Raw genomic sequence first — 25444 nt, 5'->3', positions numbered from 1 at the left:
TTCGGCCGCCCCGAATCGCCGTTCGGAATTCTGAAGAGCGCAAATCGTATAGAAGGCGTAAACGTTCTGTCGAGCCGGCTGGGCGTTCTACTCCACCAGCTCGGAAAGTGTCGCCCGAAAGCGTCACATCGATTACGCCAGGGTGCGTTCCACCATTTCTCGCGTGTTCTTCGAGAGATTTGTTAACGCGGCGAGCTGTTCCAACGCGGCGCGCGCATGGCTTTGTCGTGGTGCGTCGAAGCGTTTCCATGATTCGAATGGTGTCAATAGGCGTGCTGCAAGCGCGGGGTTGAGCGGATCGATCTGTTCCACAAGCGACGCCAGGAAACGGTAACCGCCCCCATCAGAGCTGTGGAAAACGCGCGGGTTGCGCATCGCGAACGCCGCCGCCAGCGCGCGCACGCGGTTTGGATTCTTCAGATTGAAGTCCGGATGCGCACGCAGGCGCTCGGCGCGGGCCAACGCATCAGCACGTGGCGACGAAGCCTGGATAGCGAACCATTTGTCGATGACGAGCGGGTTGGCCTTCCAGCGCTCGTAGAAACGCGCGAGTGCGGCGTCGAACGCATCGCTGCCAGAGGCGCCAAGCGCCTCCAGTGCTGCCGCGCCTTCCGTCATGCTACGCGCAGTGTCGAAAACTTCGAGGAATGCATCGCCTTGTTCGGCGCCGAGCGAGGAAAGCATGTCGAGTGCGGCGGCTTTGAGTGAACGTCGGCCTGCGGCGTCTGCGCCCGGCGAGAAGGGCGTTTCGCTTGGCGCCGTGGCGAGCGGCGTGAGCTTGTCGCGGAGCGTGGTGGCGACGGTGCGTCGTAACGCTTCGCGTGCGGCAAAGAGCACTTCGGGATCGGGCTTCTGCGCGGTGAGCAAGAGCTCGTTCAGATCGGGCAGGCGCAGCGCGAGTGCGGCGAACGCTGGGTCTTCCTGCGCGCGATCCAGTTCGCGGCCGAGCGCGGTCGCCAGTGCGGGAGCTGCATTGGGCGCCTCGCCGAGCATGATCGCGCGCGCAATCGATTGTCCGGCCTCCCAGCGCGTGAATGGATCGGGATCGTGCGCCATTTGTGCGAGGCGCTCATCGATCGTGAGATCATCGTCTAGCGTGACCGGCGCCGAGAAACCCCGCAGCACCGCGGGGATTGGCGGCTCCAGAACGTCGGAAAATTTCAACGTCGTCTCTTCGCCTGTGATGACAAGCTTGTGTTCGACGCGTGAGATGGTGTCGCCCTCAAGCTTGGAAGCGATGATGGCGCCGTCCTTGGCGATGAAGCCGATCTGCAGCGGGATCGGCAGCGCTTGCTTGGTCGGTTGGCCTGGCGTGGGGGCCGTGCGTTGGCTGAGCTTGAGCGTGTAGGTGCGCGCCGCAGCGTCGTACGTCCCGCGCACCGTGAGCGACGGCGTGCCGGCTTGCTCGTACCAGCCCATGAAGTCCTTCAGGCTCTTGCCCGAAGCTTCCTCAAAGCAGGCGACGAAATCCTCTACAGTGGAGGCTGTGCCGTCGCGGCGCTCGAAATAGAGCTGCATGCCGCGTTCGAACGCTTCAGCGCCAATCACGCGCTTCAGCATGCGAATGACTTCGCCGCCTTTTTCATAGACTGTGGCCGTGTAGAAATTGTCGATCTTCTGATAGCTCGACGGGCGCACCGGGTGCGCGAGCGGGCCGGCGTCTTCGGAGAATTGGCGGCCGCGCAGGCGCTTTACGTCCTTGATGCGTTGCGTCGGGCGCGAGCGTTGGTCGGCGCTGAATTCCTGTTCGCGATAAACCGTGAGCCCTTCCTTCAAGCAGAGCTGGAACCAATCGCGGCAGGTGATGCGGTTGCCTGTCCAATTGTGGAAGTATTCGTGGCCGACGACGGCTTCGATCGCTTCGAAATCGGCATCGGTCGCAGTCTCGGCGTCAGCCAGGATCAGCGACGAATTGAAGATGTTGAGGCCCTTGTTTTCCATCGCGCCGAAATTGAAATCGCGGACAGCGACGATGTTGAACACGTCGAGATCGTATTCGCGCTGGAAGACTTGCTCGTCCCATTGCATCGAACGCTTCAGCGCATCCATCGCGTAACGTGCGCGTTCGGAATCGCCTGGATCGACATAGATGCCGAGCGCGACATTGCGGCCGCTCTTGGTGGTGAAGCTGTCGTGGATCGACTCGTATTTGCCGGCGCAGAGCGCAAATAGATACGAGGGCTTTGGGTGCGGATCGACCCAAACGGCGAAGTGGCGATCGCCGTCGAACTCACCGCTTTCGGTGAGGTTGCCGTTCGCCAGAAGTGTTGGGTAGGCGGCTTTGTTCGCTTCGATGCGCACGGCATAGCGTGCGAGCACGTCGGGGCGATCGAGCGCATAAGTAATGGCGCGGAAGCCTTCCGCTTCGCATTGCGTGCAGAAGCGGCCGCCGGACATATAGAGTCCTTCAAGGTGCGTGTTGCCGGCCGGATTGATGCGGGTGACGATGTCGAGCCGGAATTCCGGTGGCGGATCGAGGATGATCAGCTTGCCCGGCTCTTCGCGATATTGATCGGTGGTGAGCGGCGCGCCGTCGATAGCGATGCTCTGCAGCTCAAGCCGTTCGCCGTTGAGCACCAAAGGCGCAGGCGCTACGCCAGACCGGCGCACATGGCTGCGCGCGGCGACAAGCGTGGCTTCCGGTTCGAGCGAGAACACCAAAGCGATCTCATCGATCTGATACGCGGGCGGCGCATATTCAGACAGACGGATCGTTACAGGTTCGGCGTCGCGCATCGGGGAGGTCTCCTAACGGAAGACCTGACATGAGCCCCGCAACGGCGAAAATCAATGTTGCTCATTCAGCCGCGAGCACGGTCGTCGTACGCGGCGCGGTGTCCTTGTAGATCGCCGCCAGCACCATCTCGGCCTGCGTCGCAAGATCCTGCAATTGCGCGGGTGTCTCGTGCGGATGATCAGTCGCGAATTCCGTCAATTCACGGGCGACGCGCATCAAACGCTGCGCGTTGGCCATCACGCGGGCTTGGTGCTCGACGCGTGCTGGATCGCGGTCATATTCAGCCATCGGCACACGCCAGCCGCCCCAGTCTTTCTCATCGGTCACGACGACCGGGAAGGTGCCGGGCTCTGGGTGACGCGGGTCGCGGGAATCCGCCGAGAGGCGGTTCACGGCGCGCAGCACGCGCCAGTTTTCCGTGGCGATCAGATCGGGCTTGGAGGCCTCGCGCTCTTCGGCGGCCAATTCGTGCGCCTGGAATTCGCGACCGAGGCCGACTTCATAGGTCACGCGCAGAGGTTCCTCGACGCCTTTGACCCATTGCGGGTTGACGCGCTCAATCGCCGCCCAGGTGCCTACCGGACGCACAAACACGCGTTGGCCCTTATGAAAGACCGCCTTCGCCATTGGTTACTCACCCCGTAATTTTGGCCAATGCTACCGCAACGCGCTTTCGCCTTCGTGAACAGGGATTGACGCCAAGACACTCTTTCGTCGGACCTGACGGGCGCGTTAAGCTGGCGGCAACCAAGAAACGCCGTCCGCGGGAGGACATGACGTGAATTTTGACTTTTCCGACGACCAAAAGAGCCTGAAGGACGAGGCGCGAAAATTCCTCACCGACAAGGCCGGCGCCAAGGTCACACGCACCGTACTGAACGATGCGGCGATCTCGTATGACAAGGCCTTGTGGAAATCTGTCGCCGAGATGGGTTGGCTGGGCGCTGCGATCCCCGAGGAGCATGGCGGCCTCGGATTGGGTCGACTTGAACTCTGCGTGCTGGCTGAAGAGCTTGGCCGCGCGGTGGCGCCGATCCCGTTTTCTTCGACCGTTTATTTCTTCGCTGAAGCTTTGATGCTCGCGGGCAGCGATGCGCAGAAGGCGGCGCATCTGCCAAAGGTCGCGAGCGGCGAGACGATCGGCTGCTTTGCGCTGTCCGAAGGGCCAGGCGCGCCGACGGCGGCGAGCATTCAAGCCAAGTTCGATGGTTCGACGCTGAACGGCGTGAAGATCCCGGTGACGGATGGTGATGTTGCGGGCTGGGCTGTCGTCGTCGCCAAGGAAGGCTCGGGCGTTTCGCTGGTGCTGGTTGATCTCAACCAAGCGGGGGTGACGCGCGAAACGCTGAAGACGCTCGATCCCACGCGCGGCCACGCCAAGCTTGAGTTCAAGAACGCAAAGGCCGAGCGTTTGGGCGCGGCTGGTCAGGGCTGGGAGCTTTCGGAGGCGGTGCTGGATCGGGCGGCCGTGCTGCTCGCGTTCGAACAAGTCGGCGGCTCGCAAGCGTGCCTGGAAATGGCGACCGACTACGCGAAGAACCGCTACGCCTTCTCGCGTCAGATCGGTTCGTTCCAAGCGATCAAGCATAAGCTCGCAGACATGTACGTCGCTATCGAGGTCGCGCGCTCCAACGCCTATTACGGCGCCTGGGCTCTCTCGACCGAGGCGGCGGAATTGCCCTTCGCCGCTGCGGCCGCGCGCGCGGCTGGCAGCGATGCGTATTACCTCTGCGCCAAGGAAAACATCCAAACGCATGGCGGCATGGGCTTCACCTGGGAAGTCGACTGCCACCTCTTCTATCGCCGTGCCAAATTGCTCGCGCTGCAAGCGGGCGGTCCGGCGGCTTGGAAAGAAAAACTCGTGAAGCGTCTCGAACAGCGCAACGCAGCCTGAGGATTAGGACGATGGATTTCAACGATACCGCTGAAGAAGCCAAGTTCCGCGCCGAAGCGCGTGCGTTCCTGGCCGCCAATTGCGCGCCGAAGGGCTCCGACAAAGAACGCCTCTCGCGTCGCCTTTCGACGGATGAATATGTGAAGGCCGCCAAAGCCTACCAGAAGAAGAAGGCCGAAGCCGGTTTTGCTGGCATCACCTGGGCTAAGGAGCAGGGTGGCCGTGGCCTGCCGCCGATTTACGCCGTCATCTTCAATCAGGAAGAAGCCAAGTTCGACGCTCCCTCGCAGCCGTTCGCCATCGGTCTCGGCATGTGCGTGCCGACTGTGATCGCTTTCTCTGACGACGCTACGAAGGATCGCTACGTCGCGAAGGCGCTGCGTGGCGAAGAAATCTGGTGCCAGCTCTTCTCGGAGCCGGGTGCAGGCTCGGACGTTGCCGCGTCGAAGACCAAAGCCGTGCGCGATGGCGACGATTGGGTGATCAACGGCCAGAAGGTTTGGACGACTGGCGCGCATTTTTGCGATTTCGGCATCGTGCTCGTGCGCACGAACCCGGACGTGGAGAAGCACAAGGGCCTCACCATGTTCATCGTGGACATGAAAGCGCCCGGCGTTGAAGTGCGCCCGATCCACCAAGCATCGGGCGGGCGCGAATTCAACGAGGTTTATTTCACCGATGTGCGCGTGCCGGATAAAAATCGCCTCGGCGAACCGGGCATGGGCTGGAACGTCGCGCTCGTCACGTTGATGAACGAGCGCCTCGCCGTCGGTGGTTCAACTGGTCCGGACTACGCGGAAATTTTCGAACTCGCGCGCAACATGCCGGGGCCAACAGGCCAAGGCACGCTCGCGCAAGATGAGGCTTTCCGCCAAAAGCTCGCCGATTGGATCGTGAAGGCTGAGGGCTACAAGCTCTCGAAGTTCCGCACCATGACGGCGCTCTCGCGCGGCCAAACGCCAGGGCCGGAAAGTTCGATCGGCAAAGTGATCAACGCCAACCATCTGATGGATATCTGCAACACGGCCATCGAGTCGATGGACCATTACGGCATCATCAATGACGGTGAGTTGGCGCCGATGGAGGCTGCGTTTCACCAAGGCTATATGTGGGCGCCAGGCCTGCGTATCGCGGGCGGTACGGATGAGATCCTGAAGAACATCATCGCCGAACGCGTGCTTGGTCTGCCACAAGACGTGCGCGTCGACAAAGGCGTTGCGTTCAAGGATCTGCCGAGCGGGCGCTAGGATGTCGGGTTTCGACGCAGCCCTCGCGCTCGCAGGGCCGTTGCGCAAGCCGCGGCAAATGTTGGCTGATCAAGAATACGGCGGGCATAGCTCGCTGCACGATGATGCGATGGCGGAAAAGCTCGGGTTCAAGGCCGGGCCGATCGAAGGGCCCACGCATTTCAGCCAGTTCGCCCCATTGCTAGGCAAGCTCTGGGGCAAGGAATGGTTCGAGCGCGGGTGCTTCTCCGCGCATTATCAGAACATGGTGGTCGAAGGCGAAGCCGTGCGCGCCTTCGCCGCCGTTCCTGCTGATGGCGCAACATCCACCCGCGTATGGGCGGAGAAGGCGGATGGAACGCCTGTGCTTGAAGCGAGCGCGAGCGTCGGCCCTGGGCGCACATTGCTGGACGAGCGCATGGCCGCGCTGAAGCCGCCGGAGAAATTGGTCATCCTGTCGAAGCTGCACGTCGGCATGCGGGGCGCTGTCGAAGAACGCGTGCGTATGGACGCAGACCAGCACATGGGCGCGCTCTATCCGTTCAGTTTGAAGCAGAAACTGGCTGCCATCACCGAGAATTCGCCTTGGTATTCGGACGCCGCCGCATCGCCATGGGGCCGGCCGATCATTCCGCTCGAAATGGTCAGCGTGTTGGCCGAGTACACAAGCGCACAGGCAGCATTCCCGACGAAAGGGCCGGCTGTTGGCCTCTTCGCGGATCAAGAAATTCGCATGGTCGAGGGACCGCTCTTCGTCGGCGAGGATTACATCTTGCGCCGCGAGATCGTCGCTTTGTCGGAGAGCAAGCGCACGGAATCTTTCTGGGTGCGCACGCGCATCTTCGATGCGACAGGCAAGCGCCAAGTCGCGGAAATGCTTCTCAATCACGCGACGCTGAAGCATTCTTACGCGAATTATGATGCAGAGCGTGCCGCGATCTAAGCCAATTCTTCAAACAGCAGCTGCTCTTCCGCGCGCCAGCCCTCGATTTCCAAAAGCTTAAGCTTCGTCGCGATGCCGCCGCTGGCGGAGAATCCAACAAGCCGATCATTCGCCCCGACGACGCGGTGGCAGGGCACCACGATTGCGAACGGATTGCGACCTAGTGCTTGGCCGACAGCGCGCGCCGCACTTGGGTCGCCGATGGCGCGTGCGATCTCGCCATAGGTGCGTGTCTTGCCTGGCGCGATGGCGCGGGCGGTTTCATAGACGCGCGCGTTGAAGGCCGGCACGCGGCTCATATCGAGCTGTAGCGTGCGCAGGCCTTTCTTCTCGCCGCGCAGCAGACCAGCAATCTCCTCAATCGCACGCGCGATCTGTTTCGGTGGATCGACCTCGTCAGCGTTCGGGCAATGGCGCATCAGCCGCGTGCGCGTTGTGCCCTCGCTGCGTTCGGGCAATTGCACGCCGACAATCCCGCGTGGCCCCCAAGCAAGGCCGCAGCGGCCAATCGAAGTGTCGAACAGCGCATAGGCGTACATGGCGACCCTTGCCGAAAGCGACTCGAAGGATTAGAACATATAGAGAACATGAGTCCGCGTCCAGCCCTCCCGCATCTCGTTTCGGGTTCCACGCTCGAAACCGGCTTTGCCGCCCAGGCCGGGCGCATGGCCAAGGCGGCTTTGCACGAGATTGGCCCTGCCGGGCCTGGCGCTGAGGCTGCCGCGATGGGGTTTGCCCTCGCGCTCACCGCTTCCTGGAACCCGCCAGCGATCTTCTGGGCGGGTGAAGAGGCTGCCTTCTCTGAAGAAGGCGCGCCTTACCCGGTGGGGCTTGCCCAATACGGGATCGACCTTAGTCGGCTGATCGTGATCCGCGCTAAAAAACGCGAAGAGACATTGTGGGCGGCCGAACAGGGGCTCGCAGCGCCCGGCGCTGTCGTCCTCTGCGCGCTCGGCGCACGCGGCAAAGCGCTCGACCTTAAAGCCAGCCGCCGTCTCTTGCTGTTCGCCGAACGCAATCGTTCGCGCTGTTTGTTGCTGCAGCCCGAAGCCGGGCCAAGTGCTGCGTGGACGCGCTGGCGCATCGCATCGGCGGAAAGCGATGGAATTGACCACGAACTCGGGGCTCCTGCCTTCCGCGCTGAACTCGCACGCAGCCGCGCAGGCCCTTCCGGCCAAACTTTCCTTCTTGATTGGAATGCTCATGCCCGCGCTCTCGCAGAACGCGCGCTGGCTGGCGATTTATCTGCCGCGACTCGCGACGGATCGTTTGAAGCGGTCCGGGCGCGCGCCGGGCGATGATCGTCCGCTTGCGATCTATGCCAAGCAAGCCAACGCCTATCAGCTGACGGGCGTCGATAAGCGTGCGAGCGAGTTGGGCTTGCACTTGGCGATGTCGCTCGCTGATGCGCGTGCGATCCAACCGAAACTGGAAGCCGTTGAGGCCGAGCCAGAAGAAGACGCGCGCGCCTTGGATGCCATCGCGGCTTGGTGCGAACGCTTTACGCCGATTGTCGTGATCGATCCGCCGGAAGGGCTGTTTCTCGATATTACCGGCTGTGCGCATCTGTTTGGGGGTGAAGACGCGCTGCGCGATATGATCGTCGCACGTTTGTATGCGCAAGGCTTTGGCGCCCGCGCGGCTGTTGCGCCAAGTCCTGGCGCGGCGTGGGCCTTTGCGCGCTACGTTCGCAAGCCAAATGCCGATCTAGAAGCGCTCGCCGCTTTGCCTGTGGAAGCTCTGCGTCTCGATCCGCAAGCGGCCGCGCTGTTGCGCCGTCTCGGCATGAAAACGATCGGCCAATTGAAGGACGCGCCGCGCAGCGCCTTCACTGCACGCGCCGGCGAGCGCGCCATGTTGCGGCTCGATCAAGCATATGGTCGCGCGCGTGAAGCGCTGACGCCGCGCCGCCCGCCGCCGCCTGTTTTTGCACTGCGCCGCTTTCTTGAGCCGATTTTCACCACGGATGCGATCTTGCATGTCATGCAGGATCTGTGCGCGGACGTAGTCGAAAAACTCGACATTCGCGGCGCCGGCGCGCGACGTTTGGCATTGGTGCTGTTCGGTGTCGATGGTCGCGATCGGGTGATTTCGGTTGGCGTGTCGCGACCCGAGCGCGAGGTGAAGGCGCTGATCCGGCTTTTCCGTGAGAAGCTCAATGTCGTCGCCGAGAATATCGACGCGGAGTTCGGCATCGAAGCCGCGCGGCTCGATGTCGTCCATCTGGCGCCCATCGCTGAAGCCGCGCGCGAACTCGTTGTTAGCGAAGAAGGATGTGCGACGCCGGAGCAAATCAGCGGCATCGCCGACATTTTGAGCGTTCGCCTTGGCGCCAAGCGCGTGCTGCGACCGCAAGTGCATGAATTGCACGCGCCAGAGCGAGCAAGCGGTTGGCGCTCTGCGTTGAGTGAAACGAAGGATGCGCAAGCGCTGAAGCCGCCAGCAGACGGCGTGCAGCGCCGACCCATCCGTTTGTTCTCGCCCGCGCAACCGATCGAAGCGCTTGCCACTGTGCCTGATGGTCCGCCGATCCGTTTTCGTTGGCGGCGTGTGCTGCGCGAAGTCGCGCGCGCAGAAGGGCCGGAGCGGATTGGTGGCGATTGGACGGAAGGCGACGCCACGCGCGATTATTATCGCATCGAAGATCGCGAAGGGCGGCGCTATTGGCTCTACCGTGAAGGCCTCTATGGCGAAGCCGATACGCCGCGCTGGTATGTGCATGGGCTTTTCGCATGAGCTTCGCCGAACTCTGCGTCACCACGAACTTTTCCTTCCTTCGCTCAGGCTCGCACCCGGAGGAAATGGTGGAGCAGGCGTGCGCGCTGGGGCTTGTCGGCATTGGCGTCGCCGATCGCAACACGCTCGCGGGCGTCGTGCGCGCGCACGTGAAGGTAAAATCGCTGAAGGAAGAGGGAAAGGGCGATATCCGCCTAATCGTCGGCACGCGTTTGGTGTTTCGTGGTGGTACACCTGATCTGATCGTCTATCCCAAAGATCGCGCCGCCTATGCAAACCTCACGCGCTTGCTCACGATCGGCAATCGCCGCGCGCCGAAAGGCGAATGCTGGCTCGATTTCGCGGATTATCTGACGCACGCGGAGGGGCTGCAGACAATCCTGATCCCGGCATTTGATCTTGGCGAAACGCCTGAGGCGATGGCTGCATATCTCACCCAGATTAAACAAGCGACTGGCGCGGCATGGCTTGCCGCGTCCTTCCAATTCAACGGCGAAGATCGCCGCCGTATTCGTCGGCTTAAAGCACTCGCCATGCAAACCGGTGCGCGCCTCATCGCCACCACCGAGCCGCTCATGCATCACCCCGATCGGCGGCCGCTGCTCGATGTCGTGACCTGTATTCGCGAAAAGAAGCGCCTCACTGACGCTGGTGCGTTTTTGTCGAAGAACGCTGAGCGTTATCTAAAGCCCGAGCAGGAGATGTTGCGGCTTTACAGAGACGCCCCGGAAGCTGTCGCAGAAAGCGCGCGCTTTCTGGAAGGCGTGAGTTTCTCCATGGATCAGCTGCGCTATGAGTATCCAGAGGAGACGTCAGCGGGCTATGCTAACCCACAGCAAGCGCTTGAGGCGCGCACCTGGGCGGGTGCGGAGAAGCGCTATCCGGAAGGCGTTCCCCAGAAAGTACGCGATGCGCTCGTACGCGAACTCGGCATTGTTGGCCGTAAGCAATACGCACCATATTTTCTAACGGTGGCGGATATCGTTGAATTCGCGCGCTCTGGCTTCGACAAGGACGGGAGGCCGGTGAAGCCGATCCTCTGCCAAGGCCGAGGCTCCGCCGCCAATTCCGCGATCTGCTATTGCCTCGGTGTCACCTCAGTCGATCCCGCCAAGAACCAGCTCCTGTTCGATCGCTTCGTCTCCGAAGAGCGTAACGAACCGCCAGACATCGACGTCGATTTCGAACACGAACGCCGCGAAGAGGTGATCCAATATATCTACAAGAAATACACCCGCGAACGCGCTGGGCTTGCCGCCACCTTGATCTGCTATCGCGGCCGTAGCGCCGTGCGTGAGGTCGCCAAGGTGTTCGGCTATTCCGAGGACGCCATCACCTCGCTCTCAAAGATGCTGCATTGGTGGTCGCGCGGCGTAGATGAGAAGGATTTGCGCGAGAACGGCTTCGACGTAAACGATAAACGGCTCATGCAATGCATGGCGCTCTCGAACGAGTTACAAGGCTTTCCACGCCATCTTTCGCAGCATGTCGGCGGATTCGTCATCACGCGCGAACAACTGCACGACGTCGTGCCAATCCAAAATGCGGCGATGGATGATCGCACGGTCGTGGAATGGAATAAGGACGATCTGGAGGATTTGGGTATCCTAAAGGTCGACGTGCTCGGCCTCGGTATGCTCACCTGCTTGCAGAAGGCGTTCGATCTCTGCGCCAAGTATTATCCAGGTGAAGAGCACGTCACGCTGACGTCGCGAACAGACGACGAGCGCGTTTATAAAATGCTGCACCGCGCGGATTCGATCGGCGTATTCCAGGTGGAGAGCCGCGCGCAAATGTCGATGCTGCCGCGGCTTCAGCCGAAAGATTTCTACGATCTCGTGATCGAAGTCGCGATCGTGCGACCGGGGCCGATCCAAGGCGGTATGGTGCATCCTTATCTGAAGCGGCGCCAGGGTATCGAGAAGGTGACGTATCCATCAGAGGCGCTACGCGAGGTTTTGAAGCGGACGCTCGGTGTCCCGCTATTCCAAGAACAAGCCATGCAGATCGCCATCGTCGCCGCCGGGTTCAGTCCGCCCGAAGCCGACAAGCTCCGCCGCGCCATGGCGACGTTTCGGCGTGTCGGCACGATTGGGGCGCTCAAGGACAAGTTTATCAGCGGCATGATCGACAATGGCTATGAGCGCGCCTTCGCCGAAGCGTCGTTCTCGCAAATCGAAGGTTTCGGCGAATACGGCTTTCCCGAAAGCCATGCGGCGAGCTTCGCCATCCTCGTGTACGCCTCGTCTTGGCTGAAATGCTATTATCCCGACGTGTTCGCGGCGGCACTTCTCAATGCGCAGCCGATGGGCTTTTACGCGCCGGCGCAGATCATCCGCGACGCCGCCGATCATGGCGTGGAAATCCGCCCGATCGACATCAATCATTCCGATTGGGACAACACGCTTGAGCCTGGCCCTGAGGCGGCCAAGCGTGTGCATCGCAATCATACGGAGATGGTTGGCGACATTCGCACCACGCACGCAATGCGCATGGGGTTTCGTCAAGCCAAGGGGCTAGATCAGAGCGAGATCGAAGCGCTCGTCTCCAACAGGAGAGCCGGCTACGATTCAGTGCGCGATGTCTGGCTGCGTAGCGGCTTGTCGATCTCGACCATCGAACACCTCGCCGACATTGACGCATTCCGCTCGCTTGGTCTGGATCGCCGCGAAGCTCTGTGGGCGGCGCGCGGGCTTAATCGTGTGGGCGGACAGGAGGATTTGCCACTGTTTGCGCAGGCGCATGATCCAACGCGGGAGCCGGATTTTGATCTTCCGTCGATGCCGCTCGGAGAGCACGTGGTGGAAGATTATCGCACGCTCGGGCTTTCGCTGAAAACGCATCCAGTTGCTTTGATCCGAGATGATCTGACCGACCGCCGCGTGATCAAAGCAGAGACATTACGGCAGATGCCGAATGGTCAGCGCACACGTGTGGCCGGGCTCGTGCTTGTGCGCCAGCGCCCAGGCACGGCGTCTGGCGTGATCTTCATGACGCTTGAGGACGAAACCGGCATCGCCAATATCGTCGTCTGGCCCAAAGTGTTCGAGGAATTCCGCCGCCAAGTGCTGGCGGGCCGGCTCGTCGCGGTGGATGGGCCGGTGCAGAGCGAAAGCGGCGTGATCCATGTGGTCGCCGAGCGCATCTACGACTACACGCCCATGCTGGCCGCGCTCTCCAGCGCAGGCGCCAATATCGATCCACGCGGACCCACGGACGAACCGCGTCGCGGCACGGGCGACGATCCACGTCAACGCCACCCACGCAACGTGCGCATCAGCTTAGATGTGGCTCCCGCCGCGAACGTCATGCCGAAGGGGCGGAATTTTCACTAAGCCTTCTTGGGCGGCGAGAGAAATGCATCTGTAAACGCAAAACCATCGCAGAGTTCGCACTTAAGTTTCACCGGGCCGTCGCGTTCTTCTTTGCCTAAATCGTGCATGGCGTCTCGCCGCCCATGCAGCCAAGCTTCGCTCCAATCGACCGCATAATCGGAGTAGCCGATCTCGCAATGCGGGCACGAAAGGCTCTTCAATCCAGCGCGAAAGGCGAGGCGAATGTCTTCCGCGGAGACGGGCACTAGCCTCTCCAGCGCGCAAAGATCGCTGTCGGCAATAGCAAATCGCGGTTCGCATGCGGCAGCGCCATTTCGCCGGTCTGCCATTCGCCGCCGACGAACATCTGCTGCGCCGTCTGCGCCAATGCCAAATAGGAAAGCCGCACCGCGTATACCGTCGCGATCATGAAGCCCTTGGCGCTCGCGCGATCGTTGGAATCGGTGCGCAGCAACGTCTGGCAGGCGTCGAGCAATTCCGGCAGGTTTTCTTCCAGCCGCCAGGTCTCGCCATCCGGCCCACGACCGAATTTCGGCGGATCGAGGATCACGCCGTCATAACGACGCCCGCGCCTGATCTCGCGCTTCACGAAGCCCAACGCATCGTCGCAGATCCAACGGATCGGCGCATCGGCCAAGCCCGCGGCTGTCTGGTTCTCACGCGCAAAGCCAATCGCCTTCTTCGACGCATCCACGTGCGTGACCTTAGCGCCCGCTATCGCGCACGCGAGCGAAGCAAGCCCTGTATATCCGAATAGGTTCAGCACCTCCGGCTGCGGCCCGCGATACGCCTTCAAGCACTCGCGCGCGTAGCGCCAATGCACCGAGTGCTCTGGAAAGAAAGCCAAGTGCCGAAACGGCGTTGGGCGCGACACAAAGGAGAGATCGTCCCAGCGCAACGTCCAATTCTGCGGCAGCTCGCGATTGAAGCGCCAGCGACCAGCTTCATCGTCGTCCGCCGAGGAGGGCGAGAAAATCGCGTCCGCTGAATCCCATTCCGCAGCGCTCAGCGCCGGCGCCCACAGCGCTTGCGGTTCCGGTCGCACGAAGCGATAGGGGCCGACCTGTTCAAGCTTACCGCCATTGCCGGAATCCAGCACGCGGTAGTCTTGCCAATCGTCAGCGATCAAAATCTCAGGCGCGCGCGCCGTCATATCCGCGTCTCCGCCACACATCATACAGCATCACGCCAGTCGCGATCGCTAGATTCAAACTATCCGCCCGCCCGCGCATGGGCAGCTTCACCAACACATCGCAGGCCGCTTCCATATGCGGCGGCAGGCCCGATTGCTCGTTGCCCATCAGGATTATCGAACGCTTCGGCGCTGGCGCATTCGCGTCGGCCATCGCGCCCTTCAAGGACAAGCCAGACATTTCGGCGCCCCGCGCGATCTTGTAGCGCATCAAGTCTTCGAATGAAGCTCGCGCCAACGGCATTGCAAACAGCGAGCCCATGCTCGCGCGCACGGCCTCTACCGAAAACGGATCGCACGTCTCGCCGATCAGCACGACGCCGCCCGCGCCCGTCGAATCCGCCGTGCGCAAAATCGTACCCAGATTGCCCGGATCGCGAATACCTTCGAGCGCCACGATCGTCTCGCCTTCAAGCGAGTCTAGCGTTGCCAAATTCTGCTTGTAGGCGCCGATCACCGTCTGCGGATTGTCGCGCTTGCTGATCTGGCCGAGAATACTCTCATTGGTCTCGATCACGCGCACGCGGCGGTTCTCGGCCTCCGCAATCAGCGCACGCACCTGCGGCCGCTCCATAGCGGCCGGCGCATAAACCATGATGTCCGGCCAGACGCCCAGTTCGGACGCCTCGACCGCCAACCTTGCGCCTTCGGCAAGGAAGAGGCCGGTCTCGGCGCGACCCTTCTTCATATGCAGCGTTTTAAGCGTCTTGATCAGGGGATTGGACGCGCTGGTAATCTGGTGCGCCATAGGTCTCTTTCGGGCGTTCGCCCGCCGGGGTGTTTCAGGTTTTCGCCTAGATCGCCAGGCATTAGAAGGGCGTTAAGTGCGCTCTTGTGCGCGTGGCGCGAGAATTATGATCGGTCTGCTCTTGTCCCAGGTGATCTTGTTCGCGGCGGCGGGCCTGATTGGCTTCGCGCTGGGCTGGCGCCTGTATGCATTTCTGGCCAGCCAACGGCGTCGCACCGAACAACGCGAGATCGATCAGTTGCGCAGCGCGCTGAGCGAAGCCCAGGTGCGACGCGCCCGATGACCAGTTTCGATCCGGACAAGCCGAACAAGGATCGCCCGCTGCTGTGGGTTGGCCTCGCGGGCGCTGGCCTGGCCGCTTTGCTTGGCATGCTCTCGCCGCACGCGGGCGCCGTGTGGCGGATGCCTGGCGTGCTCGAAGAGCGAGTGGAGACGGCGCTGCTCGCGGCAGGTTATCCTGGGCTCGCTGTGCGCATGGAAGGTCAGCAAGCCGTGCTCAGCGGTATCGTTGAGGACGAAGCCGACATCGCAACCGCTGCACGCGCGGCGCTGACCTCCGCAGGTCACGGCGGCGCATGGAGCGGCGGCGTCACCAGTGTGGACACTTCGGAGGTTACGCTCGGCGCTTTCGAGCGGCCGTATGCGTGGAGCGTGCGCCGCGATGGCTCGCGTGTCGTGCTCTCCGGCGCCGCGCCCAGCGAAAACGCACGCGCCGATCTGCTGGCGGCCGCCGCGCAGGAATTCCCGACGGCTGAAGCGGTCGACGACATGCATGTTGCGGGCGGCGCGCCGTCGCCGGCGTTTACGTCCGTCGCGCGTGACGCCATTCGCTTATTAGCTGATATGAACACGGGCGAGGCGCGCATTGTGGACAATCAGCTTGTCGTCATCGGCGATGGCGGGCAGGCGGCGGTGGACGCATTGCGCGCCGCGTTCGACGAACCGCCCGCGCCATTCCGCTCGCGCTTGGCGGTGACGATCGATGGCCTAGACGTCGACCATCCTGAACTCCAAGGGCTCAATCTTTCAAACGGCGACGCTGAAACCTGTGAGCGCGCGTTCGATCGGTTGATGGAGCGCAATGTGATCAATTTCGCGCCGGGTTCATCGGCGATTGATCCCTCAAGTCGGCGAGTGCTGGACTCACTGGCGTCGGTGGCGCTGCGTTGCGATCGGTTCTCGATCGAAGTCGCCGGTCACACCGACAACACTGGCGCACGCGATCTCAATATGAGCTTGTCGCAGATGCGGTCGGACGCCGTCGCGAACTATCTCGCCGGCCAAGGTGTGGCGCGCTCGCGCTTGACCGCGCGGGGTTACGGACCCGACCGTCCGCGTGCGAGCAACGCGACGCCAGCGGGCCAAGCTTCCAACCGTCGCATCGAATTTTACGTGAGCGGGTGACGCGATGATCTATTTGATCGGACAATTGTCACTCTGGCTTTTCCTAACGGCCGCATTCTCCGCCCTGGCCGGATGGGCCTATGCCAGCCAGCGCGCTGCATCCGTGGATGCAAAGCTCCGCCGTGACCGCGAAGCTCTCGTGCGGGACCTTGCGCGCTTGGCCGCCGGTGAACCGAGCGCCAACGACGACATGGGCTTGAGCGTGGAACTGGATGCGCTCCGCCGCCAGCTCGAAGTGCGCAATAGCCGCATCGTTGAACTCGAAGGGCTTCTCGGCGACGCACGTAGTCGCGCGGACGAACACGCCGCCCAGTTCGCACAGATGCAGCGCGTCCTCACCGATCAGCGAGAGGACAATTCCGAAATGGAGCGCCTGCGCGCTCTGGTGGCGAGCCATGAAGAGGAGCGTTCGCGAGAAGTCGAAGTGATCGCCGAGTCGGTCGAGCCTATGATCGATGAAGAAACGCTGGCGCTGCAATCCTGGCGTCTGCGCTATTTCGAACAGCGGGTGAAATATCTTGAACGCCGCGCCACTGAGGCGCCGACCGCGCCTGCGATCCAGTCAGTGGCGGATGTCGTCGTTGCAGAAGAGCCCGCGCCAGCGCTCGCTGAATGGCGCGCGCGCGATGCCGAGGCGCGCGCGGCATATCTTGAGCAACACGTGCGTGAAATGTCCGAGCCGGTGCTCCCCGAGGAGACGCAGGAGCCGCCAGCCGAGGAGGCCGCGCCGTTCGCGGCCAATGCGGACGTAGATATTCTGCTGCGCTGGCGCTTGCTCTATCTCGAGCGCCGCGTCGGATATCTCCAAGCTGATGCAGCGCGCGCCGCCGAACTCGCAGCCATGCCTGCGCCGAAACCTGAACCGGAGCCCCAACCCGTACTTGAAGCGGGGCCCGATCCAGATCGCTGGAAATGGCGGGCGCGCTATCTTGAGGCGCGCCTACGCCACCTCGAACAACGGCCGCCGCAAGTCGTGGTGCAAACCATTGCAGCGCCGATCGCGGCCGATGTGGAAGAAGAACCGCCGCCGACTCCCGTCCCAACCACCACGCCGCGCAAGCCGCCCGTACTCACCGCTGCCCGCAACGGCGCGCCGGATGATTTCACATTGATCGAAAACGTCAGCGCGCTTCAGCAAAGCACGCTCAACGCAATTGGAATCTTCCACTTCGATCAAATCGCGGCCTGGGCGCCGGAGCACGTCGCCTGGATTGACCGCTATTTCCGACTGCGTGGCCGCATCGTGCAGGAAGAATGGGTCGAGCAGGCGGCTGAGCTTGCGCGCCACGGCGTAGCCGCAGCGCGCCGCATCCTGGAACATGAGGACGCCTGAGGCGCTTAATGCGGGCGCGGCGCGAGCCGCACCGTTTCGCGCGTGCCATCACGGCGCTCGATAAAGATCTGCCGGAAGTCCGGGCTCGCATACGCTTTCGAGCCGGCGGCTTGTGCGATGGCAACTTCGCGCGCGGCGCGTTCACGAAGTTTGGCTGTATTTTGGTCAGACATATGCGTCCTCCTGGCTTAAATCTGGAGCGCAGAAGCGGGAGGTCAACTTACGCTTTGCTCAGCAGCCTGCGATCACAACGGCGAGCACTTCGGCGCCGTATTTCTTGAGCTTTGCCTCGCCGATGCCTGGAACTTTTCCGAGCTCACCGAGGTCCGAAGGCTTCGCGCTCACAATCGCAGCCAATGTCGCGTCGTGTAGGATCACGTAAGGGGGCACGCCTTGCGTCTGCGCAGCATCGCGCCGCCACGAGCGCAGCGCTTCAAACAGCGTCGCGTCCGTCCCTGTGAAGCCAGATTTCGCGGCGCCTTTGGCGTCCCGCGAGGCGCGGCGCTCTTGCTTGCTGCGCCGTGTCGATTTCGCGGCTTCGCGAATGCGCACAATGCGTTTCTTGCGGAAGATTTCGCGTACCGCCTCATCATCGCCGATGCTCAAGGTTGGCCGCTCGTCTTCGCCTTCGCTCAGCACGCCTTCGAACAGCAGATGTTCGATCACATTGCGCCACACACTCTCGTGCTGATCCGCGCCAATGCCGAACGTGGTGCGGGAGGCATAGCGCTGATCGATCTCGTCGCCGGCCTTGCCAAGCAAATGGTTCACGACGCGCCCGCGCCCGACACGCTGATCCATCCGCATGACTGCCGAGATCGCTTTGGCGGCAAGTTCTGTCGCATCGATCGAGACCGGCGGATCGGTGCAGATATCGCATACACCGCACGGCTCGACGCCTTCTTCGCCGAAATAGCGCCGCACGCCCGCACGACGGCAGGTGAGGCCGTCGAGATATGCAAAGAGCTGGCGCGCTTTTTTCACCTGCACGGCTTTGACCTGCTCGCTCGCGCCCGATTGGCTCGCGAACATCACGGAGCGGCGTAGGTCCGACGCCGAATAAATGCAGAACCCCTCAGCCGTTTCGCCATCGCGCCCGCCGCGGCCGACTTCCTGCCAATACGCCTCGATGCTCTTCGGCGAATCCGCGTGGATCACGTAGCGCACGTCCGGCTTATCGACGCCCATGCCGAAGGCGATGGTCGCGACCATCACCACGTCGTCTTCTTCCTGGAACTTGTGCTGTCGCTCCGCGCGTAAGCTGGCGTCGAGGCCGGCATGGTAGGCGAGCGCTGGCACGTTGAGGTTTTGTAGCGACGCTGCGAGCTTATCGACGTTATCGCGCGTCGCCGCATAGATGATGCCGGACTTGCCACGCCGCGCGCGGACGAGATCAACAATGCGGTCTTGCGGCTTGGCTGATTTGCGCTCCGCCGACAGCACGAGGTTCGAACGATCGAATGAGGCGATGAAGCTCTTGGCGTGCTCCAGTCTGAGCTGTGTGCGAATATCGGCCTGCGTCTTCAAATCAGCTGTCGCCGTTACCGCCATACGCGGTACGTTGGGGAAGAGCTCAGCCAGCCGTCCCAGCGCGCGATAGTCCGGACGGAAATCGTGGCCCCATTGGCTAACGCAGTGCGCTTCGTCGATGGCGAACAGCGCGATGGGGCATTGTTCGAGAAAGTCGAGGAAGCCCTGCGCGAACAAGGCTTCGGGCGATACGTAGAGTAGATCAAGCTTCCCATCGCGCGCCGCATTCAGGCATTCGCGCCGCGCATCGCGATCGAGCGTTGAATCCAGCCGCCCCGCCGCGACGCCCGCTGCACGCAAGCTCGCCACTTGATCTTGCATCAGCGCAATGAGCGGCGAGACCACCAAGCCCACCCCAGGACGCAGCATCGCCGGTATCTGATAGCAAAAGCTTTTGCCCCCGCCCGTCGGCAGCACCGCCATCACATCGCGGCCTTCAAGCACTTCGGCGATCACATCCGCTTGCAACCCGCGAAAATCTTCATGGCCAAATACGTGACGCAGCGTTTCGCGGGCGGTGGTGAGGTCGACCACGTCAGTGAGACTGGCGCTGATTGCGGATCCACTGCGACAGAACCCATTTGCGCCCTGCGGTGGGCGCCAGTCCTGCGTGCAAAGTGCTCTTATCGGGCGCGCCGTTGGCGAGCACGTTCGAGAAAAGGATGGCGTCGCCTTTTCCACCCTTGAACTGAATGTCGAGCAGCGGAAAATCCGTCCAAGCGCCCTCGAAGTCGGTGTTCAGGTAGGTAACGATCGTGATCGTTCTCTGTCCTTTGGCGATCAGTTCAGTCAACGCACCCGGCTGATCCGGGTTGATGTAGTCGTAATGATGGTCGAACTTTTGGCCGACTTCATAGGAGAGATTGTCGGCGGTTCATGCTGCACCTTCGGAACGCGGGTTAGTCTTGCCGCACGCTCCTGCATGACTGCATTGATCATATCGACTTCGATAACGCTAGTGGTGTTGGTGCGTGAAGAATCCTCCTCCAGACGTCCTAGCTTGGCATTGTGGACGAGCGCGGGACGCAGGCGCGGCTGCGCACGCTGTATAAGCCAATCGCAAATGGCCGGTGGCGCGAAGCCTCGGCAGACAAACACGGATGATGAGTCGTGAATGCGCTCCATCTTGGGCGGCTGCAATAAGGTATCGAGGTCCCCGGAGAGTACATCGAGTTGCGCGCGGGCGTAGTCGTCGCCATCATTCGCGGCAGCGCCCATCACGGCGAATGCCTCGTCCCATCTATCAAGATAGGCGGCGGTGATGGCGGCGACGGGCGTCATGATGCTGTTCTAGCTGACGTCGGTCGGCTCGGCTACGTGTTGCGGCGAATGCGACGCGGGCGCGCGATGCAGACCCAAAGCGCCCCAGCAAATCCCGGCTTGGCCAGCCCAATAGATCATCCAGCCGGCGAAGTTGCGCCAATAGGCGAGCGTTGGGTCGGGATCGTGGTGGAACATGTTCCAGGCGACGAAGCCGTCCGAGATGAAGAAGATCACAGCGCCCGCCATCACCAGCCACCGCGTCGTCGCCAGCGTGAACGAGCAAAGCGCCATCAAAGTTAGCACGCCCGTGTAAACCGCGAGCGGCGCGAACATCGGATTGTCGCGCGGCACAAGCAGGTACGTCATCACTACACACGCCACGATCAGCGCCAGCGCGCCGAGCCGACGCGGCGGGCTCTTCAGTGCGGCGCCAACGCCCAAGCCGTTGCGCAGGAAGAGCGTGATGTAGAAGAGGTGGCCGATCAGAAACGCGAACGCGCCATAGAGGAACGTCTCCGGGCTCCACGCCAGCAACGCATCGCCCAGCGCGCCAAACGAAAGGCCCGCCGCCAGCAAGCGCGAGCGTGCGATGAGTGCGATAACGCCCAGAATGACAATGCTCGACGCCTTAAAGATCGTGCCGACCACATAAGGCGGTGCGCCCTCATAAAGACTCGACCCAAACGCGCCGTAGGCGATGGCGAGGAGAGTGGAGAGGGCGAGGAGAATTCTAGTCATGTGCCGCCAAGATCACCCTATTGTGGCGTACCGCAGACTCGTGAGCGCGATCATTGTACTCAGCTTCGCCAGGAAGGCTGACGTAGTCGATAGTATTCTCGATCATTCGCGCGCCCAAGCGCTCCTCATCGAGGGGCGTAGCGCCCGGCGCTGCGCATGAAAGTCCGCAGACGCCGACTAGATCATTATCGCCGCCCGCCAGCGCCGCGCGTGCGTCGCGCTGGCGTTCGCGGGATTGATGGCGAGCGGATTTGCGCAAGCGGAGAGCGCCGCCCGTAAGTGCGATAGCGGCAATGAGTCGTTTCATGCTTTCCGCGCCGGCTGCGCATAGCCCAGCTTCTCATTCAGCGCGCTCAGCAAATCCTGCGCGATATCCGCGATCACGCCGCCTGGCGGATAGACGGCCGCCGCGCCCATCTCCTTCAAAGTCGGCACGTCTTCCGGCGGGATGACGCCGCCGACGACGATCATGATGTCGCCGCGGCCGCGTTCGAGCAGCGCCGAGCGCAACGCGGGCGTCAGTGTCAAATGCCCGGCCGCGAGCGAGGACACGCCAACCACGTGTACGCCCTTCTCGATCGCTTGCTCTGCGACTTCCTCGGGCGTTGCAAACAATGGCCCGATCTCGACCTCGAAGCCGATATCCGAAAACGCGCTCGCGACAACCTTCTGCCCGCGATCGTGTCCATCCTGGCCCATCTTGGCGACGAGAATGCGCGGCCGGCTGCCTTCGGCTTCTTGAAACGCCGCCACGCTCTGGCGCGCGCGCTCCACAGCGACATCGCTGCCTGCTTCCCGCGAGAACACGCCCGTCACCAAACGGATCGGCGGTTGGTGACGATTGAATGCGCGCTCCAGCGCCGACGACATTTCACCCACCGTCGCCTTGGCGCGTGCGGCGTTTACGGCGAGTTCCAGCAGATTGCCTTTGCCGCGCGCCGCATTCGTCAGCGCTTCCAGCGCCGCGTCCACTTCAACTTGCTTCCGCTCCGCCTTCAAACGCGTCAGCTTATCAAGCTGCATTGCGCGCACCTTGGCGTTGTCGACTTTCAGCACCGGAATATCTTCGGCCTCGTCGAGCCTATACTTGTTCACGCCGACGATGGTTTGATGGCCGGTATCGATGCGCGCTTGCGTGCGCGCTGCGGCTTCCTCGATGCGCGCCTTCGGCAAGCCTTGGTCGATCGCTTGCGCCATGCCGCCGAGTTTCTCGACTTCCTCGATATGCGCCCACGCCTTTGCCGCGAGATCGGCGGTGAGGCGCTCCACGTAATACGAACCGCCCCACGGGTCGGCCGGGCGGCAAACACCGCCTTCGCTCTGCAGCAGGATTTGCGTGTTGCGGGCGATGCGCGCGGAGAAGTCCGTCGGCAGCGCCAAAGCTTCATCAAGCGAATTGGTGTGCAGCGATTGCGTGCCGCCATACGCCGCCGCCATCGCTTCGACGCAGGTGCGCACGGCGTTGTTGTAAACGTCCTGCGCCGTCAGCGACCAGCCGGAGGTTTGGCAGTGCGTGCGCAGCGCACGCGATTTATCGGCGGCGCCGAACTGGCCCACGAGCTTTGCCCACAGCAGGCGCGCGGCGCGCATCTTGGCGATTTCCATGAATGGGTTCATGCCGATCGCCCAGAAGAAGGAGAGACGCGGCGCGAATTTGTCGACGTCCAAGCCGCCGGCGATGCCTGCGCGAATATATTCGACGCCGTCAGCGAGCGTGTAGCCGAGCTCCAGGTCGGCCGTCGCGCCGGCTTCCTGCATGTGATAGCCGCTGATCGAGATCGAATTGAATTTCGGCATCTCATTCGCGGTGTAGGCGAAGATGTCGCCGACGATCCGCATCGACGGCTTGGGCGGATAGATGAACGTGTTCCGCACCATGAATTCTTTGAGGATGTCGTTCTGGATTGTGCCGCTGAGCTTGGCGTGCGGCACGTTTTGCTCTTCGCCGGCGACAATATAGAGGGCCATGATCGGCAACACCGCGCCGTTCATGGTCATCGACACGCTCATCTGATCGAGCGGAATGCCGCTGAACAAAGTGCGCATGTCGTAGATGGAATCGATCGCCACGCCGGCCATGCCGACATCACCCAGCACGCGCGGATGATCGGAATCGTAGCCGCGATGCGTCGCCAAATCGAACGCGACGGAGAGACCTTTCTGCCCGGCCGCCAGATTGCGGCGATAGAAGGCGTTGGATTCTTCGGCCGTCGAGAAGCCGGCGTACTGACGGATCGTCCACGGCTGCTGCACGTACATGGTCGGATACGGACCGCGTCCGAACGGCGCCATGCCGGGGAAGCCGTCCACGAAATCGAGCCTCGCGCGGTCGGCGGCGGTGTAGGCGCTCTTCACGGCGATGCCCTCCGGCGTTTGCCACGGTTCATCACTGAAACGCGGCGCCGCGGCGATGTCAGCGCTTAGCGCGAGCTTGGAAAAATCGGGCAAGCTCATTGTGCAACCCCCAACGCCGCGTGCAGCGTCTCAAGTTCTTTCAACACGTCCTGGCCGACGAACACGAATTGATCGACGCCCGCCGCGCGCCATTTCGCTTCGTTCTCGCCCGGCTTGCCTGCAAGCGTGACCCAGAGCGCACCCGCCGCTTTCAGGCGTTGCGCCGCGTTCTCCGCGTGATCGGCGTAATACGCATCCGTGCCCGTGAGCAGCGCGACTTTGGCGCCGGAAGCGCCGAATGCATCGATCAGTGCGTCGATGTTCGCATAGGATTCTTCCGGCGCGATGCTCGCGATGCCACCGACAGCGAGCAGATTGCACGAGAATTGTGAGCGCGGGCCAAACTCGGGCAGCGTCGCCAAGTTCGCGAAGAAGACGCTCGGCGCCTTGGCTTCGGCGCTATCGCGTAGCCTTTCGAACGGCTCGGCCCAGCGGATCGTGGGTAGTGCGTTTGGGGGCGCTTTGCCGGCTGGAAGCCGCCGGTCCGATGTGTCGACCTCCGGCGCTTTGGCGCCGAGGAGGGGAAAGTCGGTAACACCAGTGATAGTCTCGCGGCGCGTCGCGATTGCGCGTTGGCGCGCTGTGCGCGCTTCGCCGATCGCGTCTTGCAGCCAGCCGGATTGCAGCGCGGCGACAATGCCACCCTGCGCTTCGATCTGTTGCATCAGCGCCCAAGCTTTGTCCGCCAATTCGCGCGTGAGCTTCTCCACGAACCACGAACCGCCAGCCGGATCGGCGACGTGGCCGAGGCGGCATTCCTCCATCAGAACGTGCTGCGTGTTGCGCGCGACGCGGCGCGCGAACGGCGTCGGGCCGCCAAGCGCATCGGTGAAGTTCGACGTGGTGATCACATCCGCACCACCGATGGCTGCCGCGAAGGCCGCTGTCGTGATGCGCAGGATGTTGGTTTGCGCGTCGGCGCGCGTTAGCATGCGCGCGCCCGTGAAAGCATGGATGCGCGCCGCGCGCTGTGCGGGCGCCGCGCCGGAGGCTTCGAGCACACGCGCCCAGCATAGGCGCAGCGCGCGGAGTTTTGCAGTTTCGATCAACACATCCGGGCCGAGGCCAATGGCAAAGGCGACTGACGCCGCAGCGTCGCCGATGGTGAGCCCGACGTCCGTGAGCGCGCGCAAATAGACGATGCCGCCCGACAGCGCCGTCGCAATTTCTTGCGCCTCCGTGCCGCCAGCTTCGTGCACAGGTCGGGCGTCGATCCGGATCGCTGTCGCCGCCGGCAATTGCTTACGCGCTCGCGCTGCAAATTTGGCGGCGTTCGCGACATCCTCCGTTGAGATCGCACCATTGCGCATCAGCACGCCGATTGGATCGACATTGAACGCCGTGCCCGCCGCCGCGACGCCGCGCAGCTTCGCTTCGAGCAGCTCCGCCGCTGGCAAGGCGAACGCGCCTGCATCCAGCGAAATGGGCGCAGCCTCAAGGATCACGTTCGCCAACGCGATGTCGAGCGCAGCGGCATTGCCGATTGCAGCGCCACGCTCGCCATTCGGGTCGATCACGAGTTCGATCGCGGCGACGCCACCTGCGAGATCTGACAGGATCGCTGCGTTTGTCTTCTCTGGATCTGGGTGCGCGTAGGCTTGGCGGATCAACCATGCGCCATCGCGCGCGCCGCGCACGAAGGGTGCTGCGCCAGGGAAACCGGACGCATCGTTCGATGTCGCGACATCGGTCTCGCGATAGAGCGGCTCAAGCGTGATTCCGTCGCTGGTTTTGCCGACCAAGCGGTCCCATTTGGCGCCTTTGAGCCCTTGCTCGACCATCGCGCGCCAGGCAGCCTCATCAGCGGGCTCGCCCAGGTGCAGAGGCTCAGACATTTCCGCTCCAGTTTACGTTATGGAATGTATCGACGCGCTTTTGCCAAGAAGCTACGGCTAGGCGCAACAAGGGAGA

23 protein-coding genes are annotated in these 25444 nt (G+C 62.5%); 9 read left to right on the top strand and 14 right to left on the bottom strand.

From position 1 onward, the window contains the following. Window positions 1–132: 132 nt before the first annotated feature. Window positions 133–2736: an aminopeptidase N gene (gene pepN / locus EPJ54_RS05985; RefSeq protein ID WP_135210734.1), complete on the bottom strand. Its 2604-nt coding sequence runs from the start codon at window positions 2734–2736 to the stop codon at window positions 133–135. Between the two features lie 61 nt (window positions 2737–2797). Then, the gene (locus tag EPJ54_RS05980; RefSeq protein ID WP_135210733.1) at window positions 2798–3364 is read right to left on the bottom strand and encodes a hypothetical protein; all 567 of its coding nucleotides are present in this window, start codon (window positions 3362–3364) and stop codon (window positions 2798–2800) included. 151 nt (window positions 3365–3515) lie between these two features. On the opposite strand from EPJ54_RS05980, the gene EPJ54_RS05975 reads away from it, so the two are divergent. Genes EPJ54_RS05975 through EPJ54_RS05965 form a run of 3 tightly spaced genes read left to right on the top strand, consistent with a single transcriptional unit; the run spans window position 3516 to window position 6800 of the window. Continuing rightward, window positions 3516–4631: an acyl-CoA dehydrogenase family protein gene (locus tag EPJ54_RS05975; RefSeq protein ID WP_135210732.1), complete on the top strand. Its 1116-nt coding sequence runs from the start codon at window positions 3516–3518 to the stop codon at window positions 4629–4631. Window positions 4632–4642: 11 nt separating this feature from the next. Further along, a complete protein-coding gene (locus EPJ54_RS05970; RefSeq protein WP_135210731.1) occupies window positions 4643–5878 on the top strand; it encodes an acyl-CoA dehydrogenase family protein in 1236 nt (411 codons plus the stop codon). A gap of 1 nt (window position 5879) precedes the next feature. Then, window positions 5880–6800: a hypothetical protein gene (locus EPJ54_RS05965; protein WP_135210730.1), complete on the top strand. Its 921-nt coding sequence runs from the start codon at window positions 5880–5882 to the stop codon at window positions 6798–6800. On the opposite strand, the gene EPJ54_RS05960 is transcribed toward EPJ54_RS05965, so the two are convergent. Continuing rightward, window positions 6797–7339, bottom strand: a complete 543-nt coding sequence (locus EPJ54_RS05960) for a methylated-DNA--[protein]-cysteine S-methyltransferase (protein WP_135210729.1) — start codon at window positions 7337–7339, stop codon at window positions 6797–6799. The genes EPJ54_RS05965 and EPJ54_RS05960 overlap by 4 nt on opposite strands. A 48-nt stretch (window positions 7340–7387) precedes the next feature. Here EPJ54_RS05960 and EPJ54_RS19760 point away from each other — a divergent pair, with 48 nt between their 5' ends. The 3 genes from EPJ54_RS19760 to EPJ54_RS05950 are packed head-to-tail and all read left to right on the top strand — an operon-like array spanning window position 7388 to window position 12871. After that, complete coding sequence (locus tag EPJ54_RS19760) at window positions 7388–8101, top strand: ImuA family protein (RefSeq protein WP_167755596.1); 714 nt, start codon at window positions 7388–7390, stop codon at window positions 8099–8101. Next, the gene (locus tag EPJ54_RS05955) at window positions 8004–9536 is read left to right on the top strand and encodes a Y-family DNA polymerase (RefSeq protein WP_167755595.1); all 1533 of its coding nucleotides are present in this window, start codon (window positions 8004–8006) and stop codon (window positions 9534–9536) included. Before EPJ54_RS19760 ends, EPJ54_RS05955 begins: the two co-directional genes overlap by 98 nt. Continuing rightward, complete coding sequence (locus tag EPJ54_RS05950) at window positions 9533–12871, top strand: error-prone DNA polymerase (protein ID WP_135210727.1); 3339 nt, start codon at window positions 9533–9535, stop codon at window positions 12869–12871. Before EPJ54_RS05955 ends, EPJ54_RS05950 begins: the two co-directional genes overlap by 4 nt. On the opposite strand, the gene EPJ54_RS05945 is transcribed toward EPJ54_RS05950, so the two are convergent. The 3 genes from EPJ54_RS05945 to EPJ54_RS05935 are packed head-to-tail and all read right to left on the bottom strand — an operon-like array spanning window position 12868 to window position 14811. Further along, the gene (locus EPJ54_RS05945) at window positions 12868–13116 is read right to left on the bottom strand and encodes a hypothetical protein (protein WP_135210726.1); all 249 of its coding nucleotides are present in this window, start codon (window positions 13114–13116) and stop codon (window positions 12868–12870) included. The two genes, EPJ54_RS05950 and EPJ54_RS05945, sit on opposite strands and share 4 nt — an antisense overlap. Beyond that, the gene (locus tag EPJ54_RS05940) at window positions 13116–14024 is read right to left on the bottom strand and encodes a class I SAM-dependent methyltransferase (RefSeq protein ID WP_135210725.1); all 909 of its coding nucleotides are present in this window, start codon (window positions 14022–14024) and stop codon (window positions 13116–13118) included. The genes EPJ54_RS05945 and EPJ54_RS05940 overlap by 1 nt, the downstream gene beginning before the upstream one ends. Beyond that, a complete protein-coding gene (locus EPJ54_RS05935) occupies window positions 14005–14811 on the bottom strand; it encodes a TrmH family RNA methyltransferase (protein ID WP_135210724.1) in 807 nt (268 codons plus the stop codon). Before EPJ54_RS05935 ends, EPJ54_RS05940 begins: the two co-directional genes overlap by 20 nt. Before the next feature lie 106 nt (window positions 14812–14917). Here EPJ54_RS05935 and EPJ54_RS19755 point away from each other — a divergent pair, with 106 nt between their 5' ends. Genes EPJ54_RS19755 through EPJ54_RS05925 form a run of 3 tightly spaced genes read left to right on the top strand, consistent with a single transcriptional unit; the run spans window position 14918 to window position 17548 of the window. Continuing rightward, complete coding sequence (locus EPJ54_RS19755) at window positions 14918–15094, top strand: hypothetical protein (protein WP_167755594.1); 177 nt, start codon at window positions 14918–14920, stop codon at window positions 15092–15094. Beyond that, window positions 15091–16215, top strand: coding sequence for an OmpA family protein (locus EPJ54_RS05930; protein ID WP_167755593.1), 1125 nt, complete (start codon window positions 15091–15093; stop codon window positions 16213–16215). Before EPJ54_RS19755 ends, EPJ54_RS05930 begins: the two co-directional genes overlap by 4 nt. Before the next feature lie 4 nt (window positions 16216–16219). After that, window positions 16220–17548: a hypothetical protein gene (locus EPJ54_RS05925; RefSeq protein ID WP_135210722.1), complete on the top strand. Its 1329-nt coding sequence runs from the start codon at window positions 16220–16222 to the stop codon at window positions 17546–17548. 5 nt (window positions 17549–17553) lie between these two features. Here EPJ54_RS05925 and EPJ54_RS19750 read toward each other — a convergent pair whose 3' ends face one another. Genes EPJ54_RS19750 through EPJ54_RS05890 form a run of 8 tightly spaced genes read right to left on the bottom strand, consistent with a single transcriptional unit; the run spans window position 17554 to window position 25368 of the window. Continuing rightward, window positions 17554–17721 carry a hypothetical protein gene (locus tag EPJ54_RS19750; RefSeq protein ID WP_167755592.1) on the bottom strand — a complete coding sequence of 56 codons (168 nt, stop codon included), beginning with the start codon at window positions 17719–17721 and terminating at the stop codon, window positions 17554–17556. A 58-nt stretch (window positions 17722–17779) separates the two neighbouring features. Beyond that, window positions 17780–19612: a DNA helicase RecQ gene (recQ, locus tag EPJ54_RS05920; protein WP_239590776.1), complete on the bottom strand. Its 1833-nt coding sequence runs from the start codon at window positions 19610–19612 to the stop codon at window positions 17780–17782. Between the two features lies 1 nt (window position 19613). Further along, window positions 19614–19895 carry a 2OG-Fe(II) oxygenase family protein gene (locus EPJ54_RS05915; protein WP_135211199.1) on the bottom strand — a complete coding sequence of 94 codons (282 nt, stop codon included), beginning with the start codon at window positions 19893–19895 and terminating at the stop codon, window positions 19614–19616. Further along, window positions 19868–20359: a hypothetical protein gene (locus tag EPJ54_RS05910; RefSeq protein WP_135210721.1), complete on the bottom strand. Its 492-nt coding sequence runs from the start codon at window positions 20357–20359 to the stop codon at window positions 19868–19870. The genes EPJ54_RS05915 and EPJ54_RS05910 overlap by 28 nt, the downstream gene beginning before the upstream one ends. Window positions 20360–20368: 9 nt before the next feature. After that, window positions 20369–21079: a lysoplasmalogenase gene (locus EPJ54_RS05905; RefSeq protein ID WP_135210720.1), complete on the bottom strand. Its 711-nt coding sequence runs from the start codon at window positions 21077–21079 to the stop codon at window positions 20369–20371. Then, the gene (locus EPJ54_RS05900) at window positions 21072–21386 is read right to left on the bottom strand and encodes a hypothetical protein (protein WP_135210719.1); all 315 of its coding nucleotides are present in this window, start codon (window positions 21384–21386) and stop codon (window positions 21072–21074) included. Before EPJ54_RS05900 ends, EPJ54_RS05905 begins: the two co-directional genes overlap by 8 nt. Further along, complete coding sequence (gene scpA / locus EPJ54_RS05895; protein ID WP_135210718.1) at window positions 21383–23533, bottom strand: methylmalonyl-CoA mutase; 2151 nt, start codon at window positions 23531–23533, stop codon at window positions 21383–21385. Before scpA ends, EPJ54_RS05900 begins: the two co-directional genes overlap by 4 nt. After that, window positions 23530–25368: a methylmalonyl-CoA mutase family protein gene (locus EPJ54_RS05890; RefSeq protein ID WP_135210717.1), complete on the bottom strand. Its 1839-nt coding sequence runs from the start codon at window positions 25366–25368 to the stop codon at window positions 23530–23532. Before EPJ54_RS05890 ends, scpA begins: the two co-directional genes overlap by 4 nt. Between the last annotated feature and the right edge of the window lie 76 nt (window positions 25369–25444).

The organism is Vitreimonas flagellata, from assembly GCF_004634425.1.
GTDB classification, from domain to species: domain Bacteria; phylum Pseudomonadota; class Alphaproteobacteria; order Caulobacterales; family Aquidulcibacteraceae; genus Vitreimonas; species Vitreimonas flagellata.
Note: the sequence above shows the minus strand (reverse complement) of the source record. Positions and strands in the feature narration are given on the sequence as shown.

What these genes read in the sequence shown, in the direction of transcription:
- EPJ54_RS19760 (WP_167755596.1), top strand. Translation starts at nt 7,388, where the DNA reads ATGAGTCCGCGTCCAGCCCTCCCGCATCTCGTTTCGGGTTCCACGCTC.
- EPJ54_RS05970 (WP_135210731.1), top strand. Translation starts at nt 4,643, where the DNA reads ATGGATTTCAACGATACCGCTGAAGAAGCCAAGTTCCGCGCCGAAGCG.
- EPJ54_RS19755 (WP_167755594.1), top strand. Translation starts at nt 14,918, where the DNA reads ATGATCGGTCTGCTCTTGTCCCAGGTGATCTTGTTCGCGGCGGCGGGC.
- EPJ54_RS05890 (WP_135210717.1), bottom strand. Translation starts at nt 25,368, where the DNA reads ATGTCTGAGCCTCTGCACCTGGGCGAGCCCGCTGATGAGGCTGCCTGG.
- EPJ54_RS05940 (WP_135210725.1), bottom strand. Translation starts at nt 14,024, where the DNA reads ATGACGGCGCGCGCGCCTGAGATTTTGATCGCTGACGATTGGCAAGAC.
- EPJ54_RS05900 (WP_135210719.1), bottom strand. Translation starts at nt 21,386, where the DNA reads ATGAAACGACTCATTGCCGCTATCGCACTTACGGGCGGCGCTCTCCGC.
- EPJ54_RS19750 (WP_167755592.1), bottom strand. Translation starts at nt 17,721, where the DNA reads ATGTCTGACCAAAATACAGCCAAACTTCGTGAACGCGCCGCGCGCGAA.
- EPJ54_RS05965 (WP_135210730.1), top strand. Translation starts at nt 5,880, where the DNA reads ATGTCGGGTTTCGACGCAGCCCTCGCGCTCGCAGGGCCGTTGCGCAAG.
- EPJ54_RS05960 (WP_135210729.1), bottom strand. Translation starts at nt 7,339, where the DNA reads ATGTACGCCTATGCGCTGTTCGACACTTCGATTGGCCGCTGCGGCCTT.
- EPJ54_RS05950 (WP_135210727.1), top strand. Translation starts at nt 9,533, where the DNA reads ATGAGCTTCGCCGAACTCTGCGTCACCACGAACTTTTCCTTCCTTCGC.
- EPJ54_RS05925 (WP_135210722.1), top strand. Translation starts at nt 16,220, where the DNA reads ATGATCTATTTGATCGGACAATTGTCACTCTGGCTTTTCCTAACGGCC.
- EPJ54_RS05935 (WP_135210724.1), bottom strand. Translation starts at nt 14,811, where the DNA reads ATGGCGCACCAGATTACCAGCGCGTCCAATCCCCTGATCAAGACGCTT.
- EPJ54_RS05930 (WP_167755593.1), top strand. Translation starts at nt 15,091, where the DNA reads ATGACCAGTTTCGATCCGGACAAGCCGAACAAGGATCGCCCGCTGCTG.
- EPJ54_RS05905 (WP_135210720.1), bottom strand. Translation starts at nt 21,079, where the DNA reads ATGACTAGAATTCTCCTCGCCCTCTCCACTCTCCTCGCCATCGCCTAC.
- EPJ54_RS05910 (WP_135210721.1), bottom strand. Translation starts at nt 20,359, where the DNA reads ATGACGCCCGTCGCCGCCATCACCGCCGCCTATCTTGATAGATGGGAC.
- pepN (WP_135210734.1), bottom strand. Translation starts at nt 2,736, where the DNA reads ATGCGCGACGCCGAACCTGTAACGATCCGTCTGTCTGAATATGCGCCG.
- EPJ54_RS05980 (WP_135210733.1), bottom strand. Translation starts at nt 3,364, where the DNA reads ATGGCGAAGGCGGTCTTTCATAAGGGCCAACGCGTGTTTGTGCGTCCG.
- scpA (WP_135210718.1), bottom strand. Translation starts at nt 23,533, where the DNA reads ATGAGCTTGCCCGATTTTTCCAAGCTCGCGCTAAGCGCTGACATCGCC.
- EPJ54_RS05955 (WP_167755595.1), top strand. Translation starts at nt 8,004, where the DNA reads ATGCCCGCGCTCTCGCAGAACGCGCGCTGGCTGGCGATTTATCTGCCG.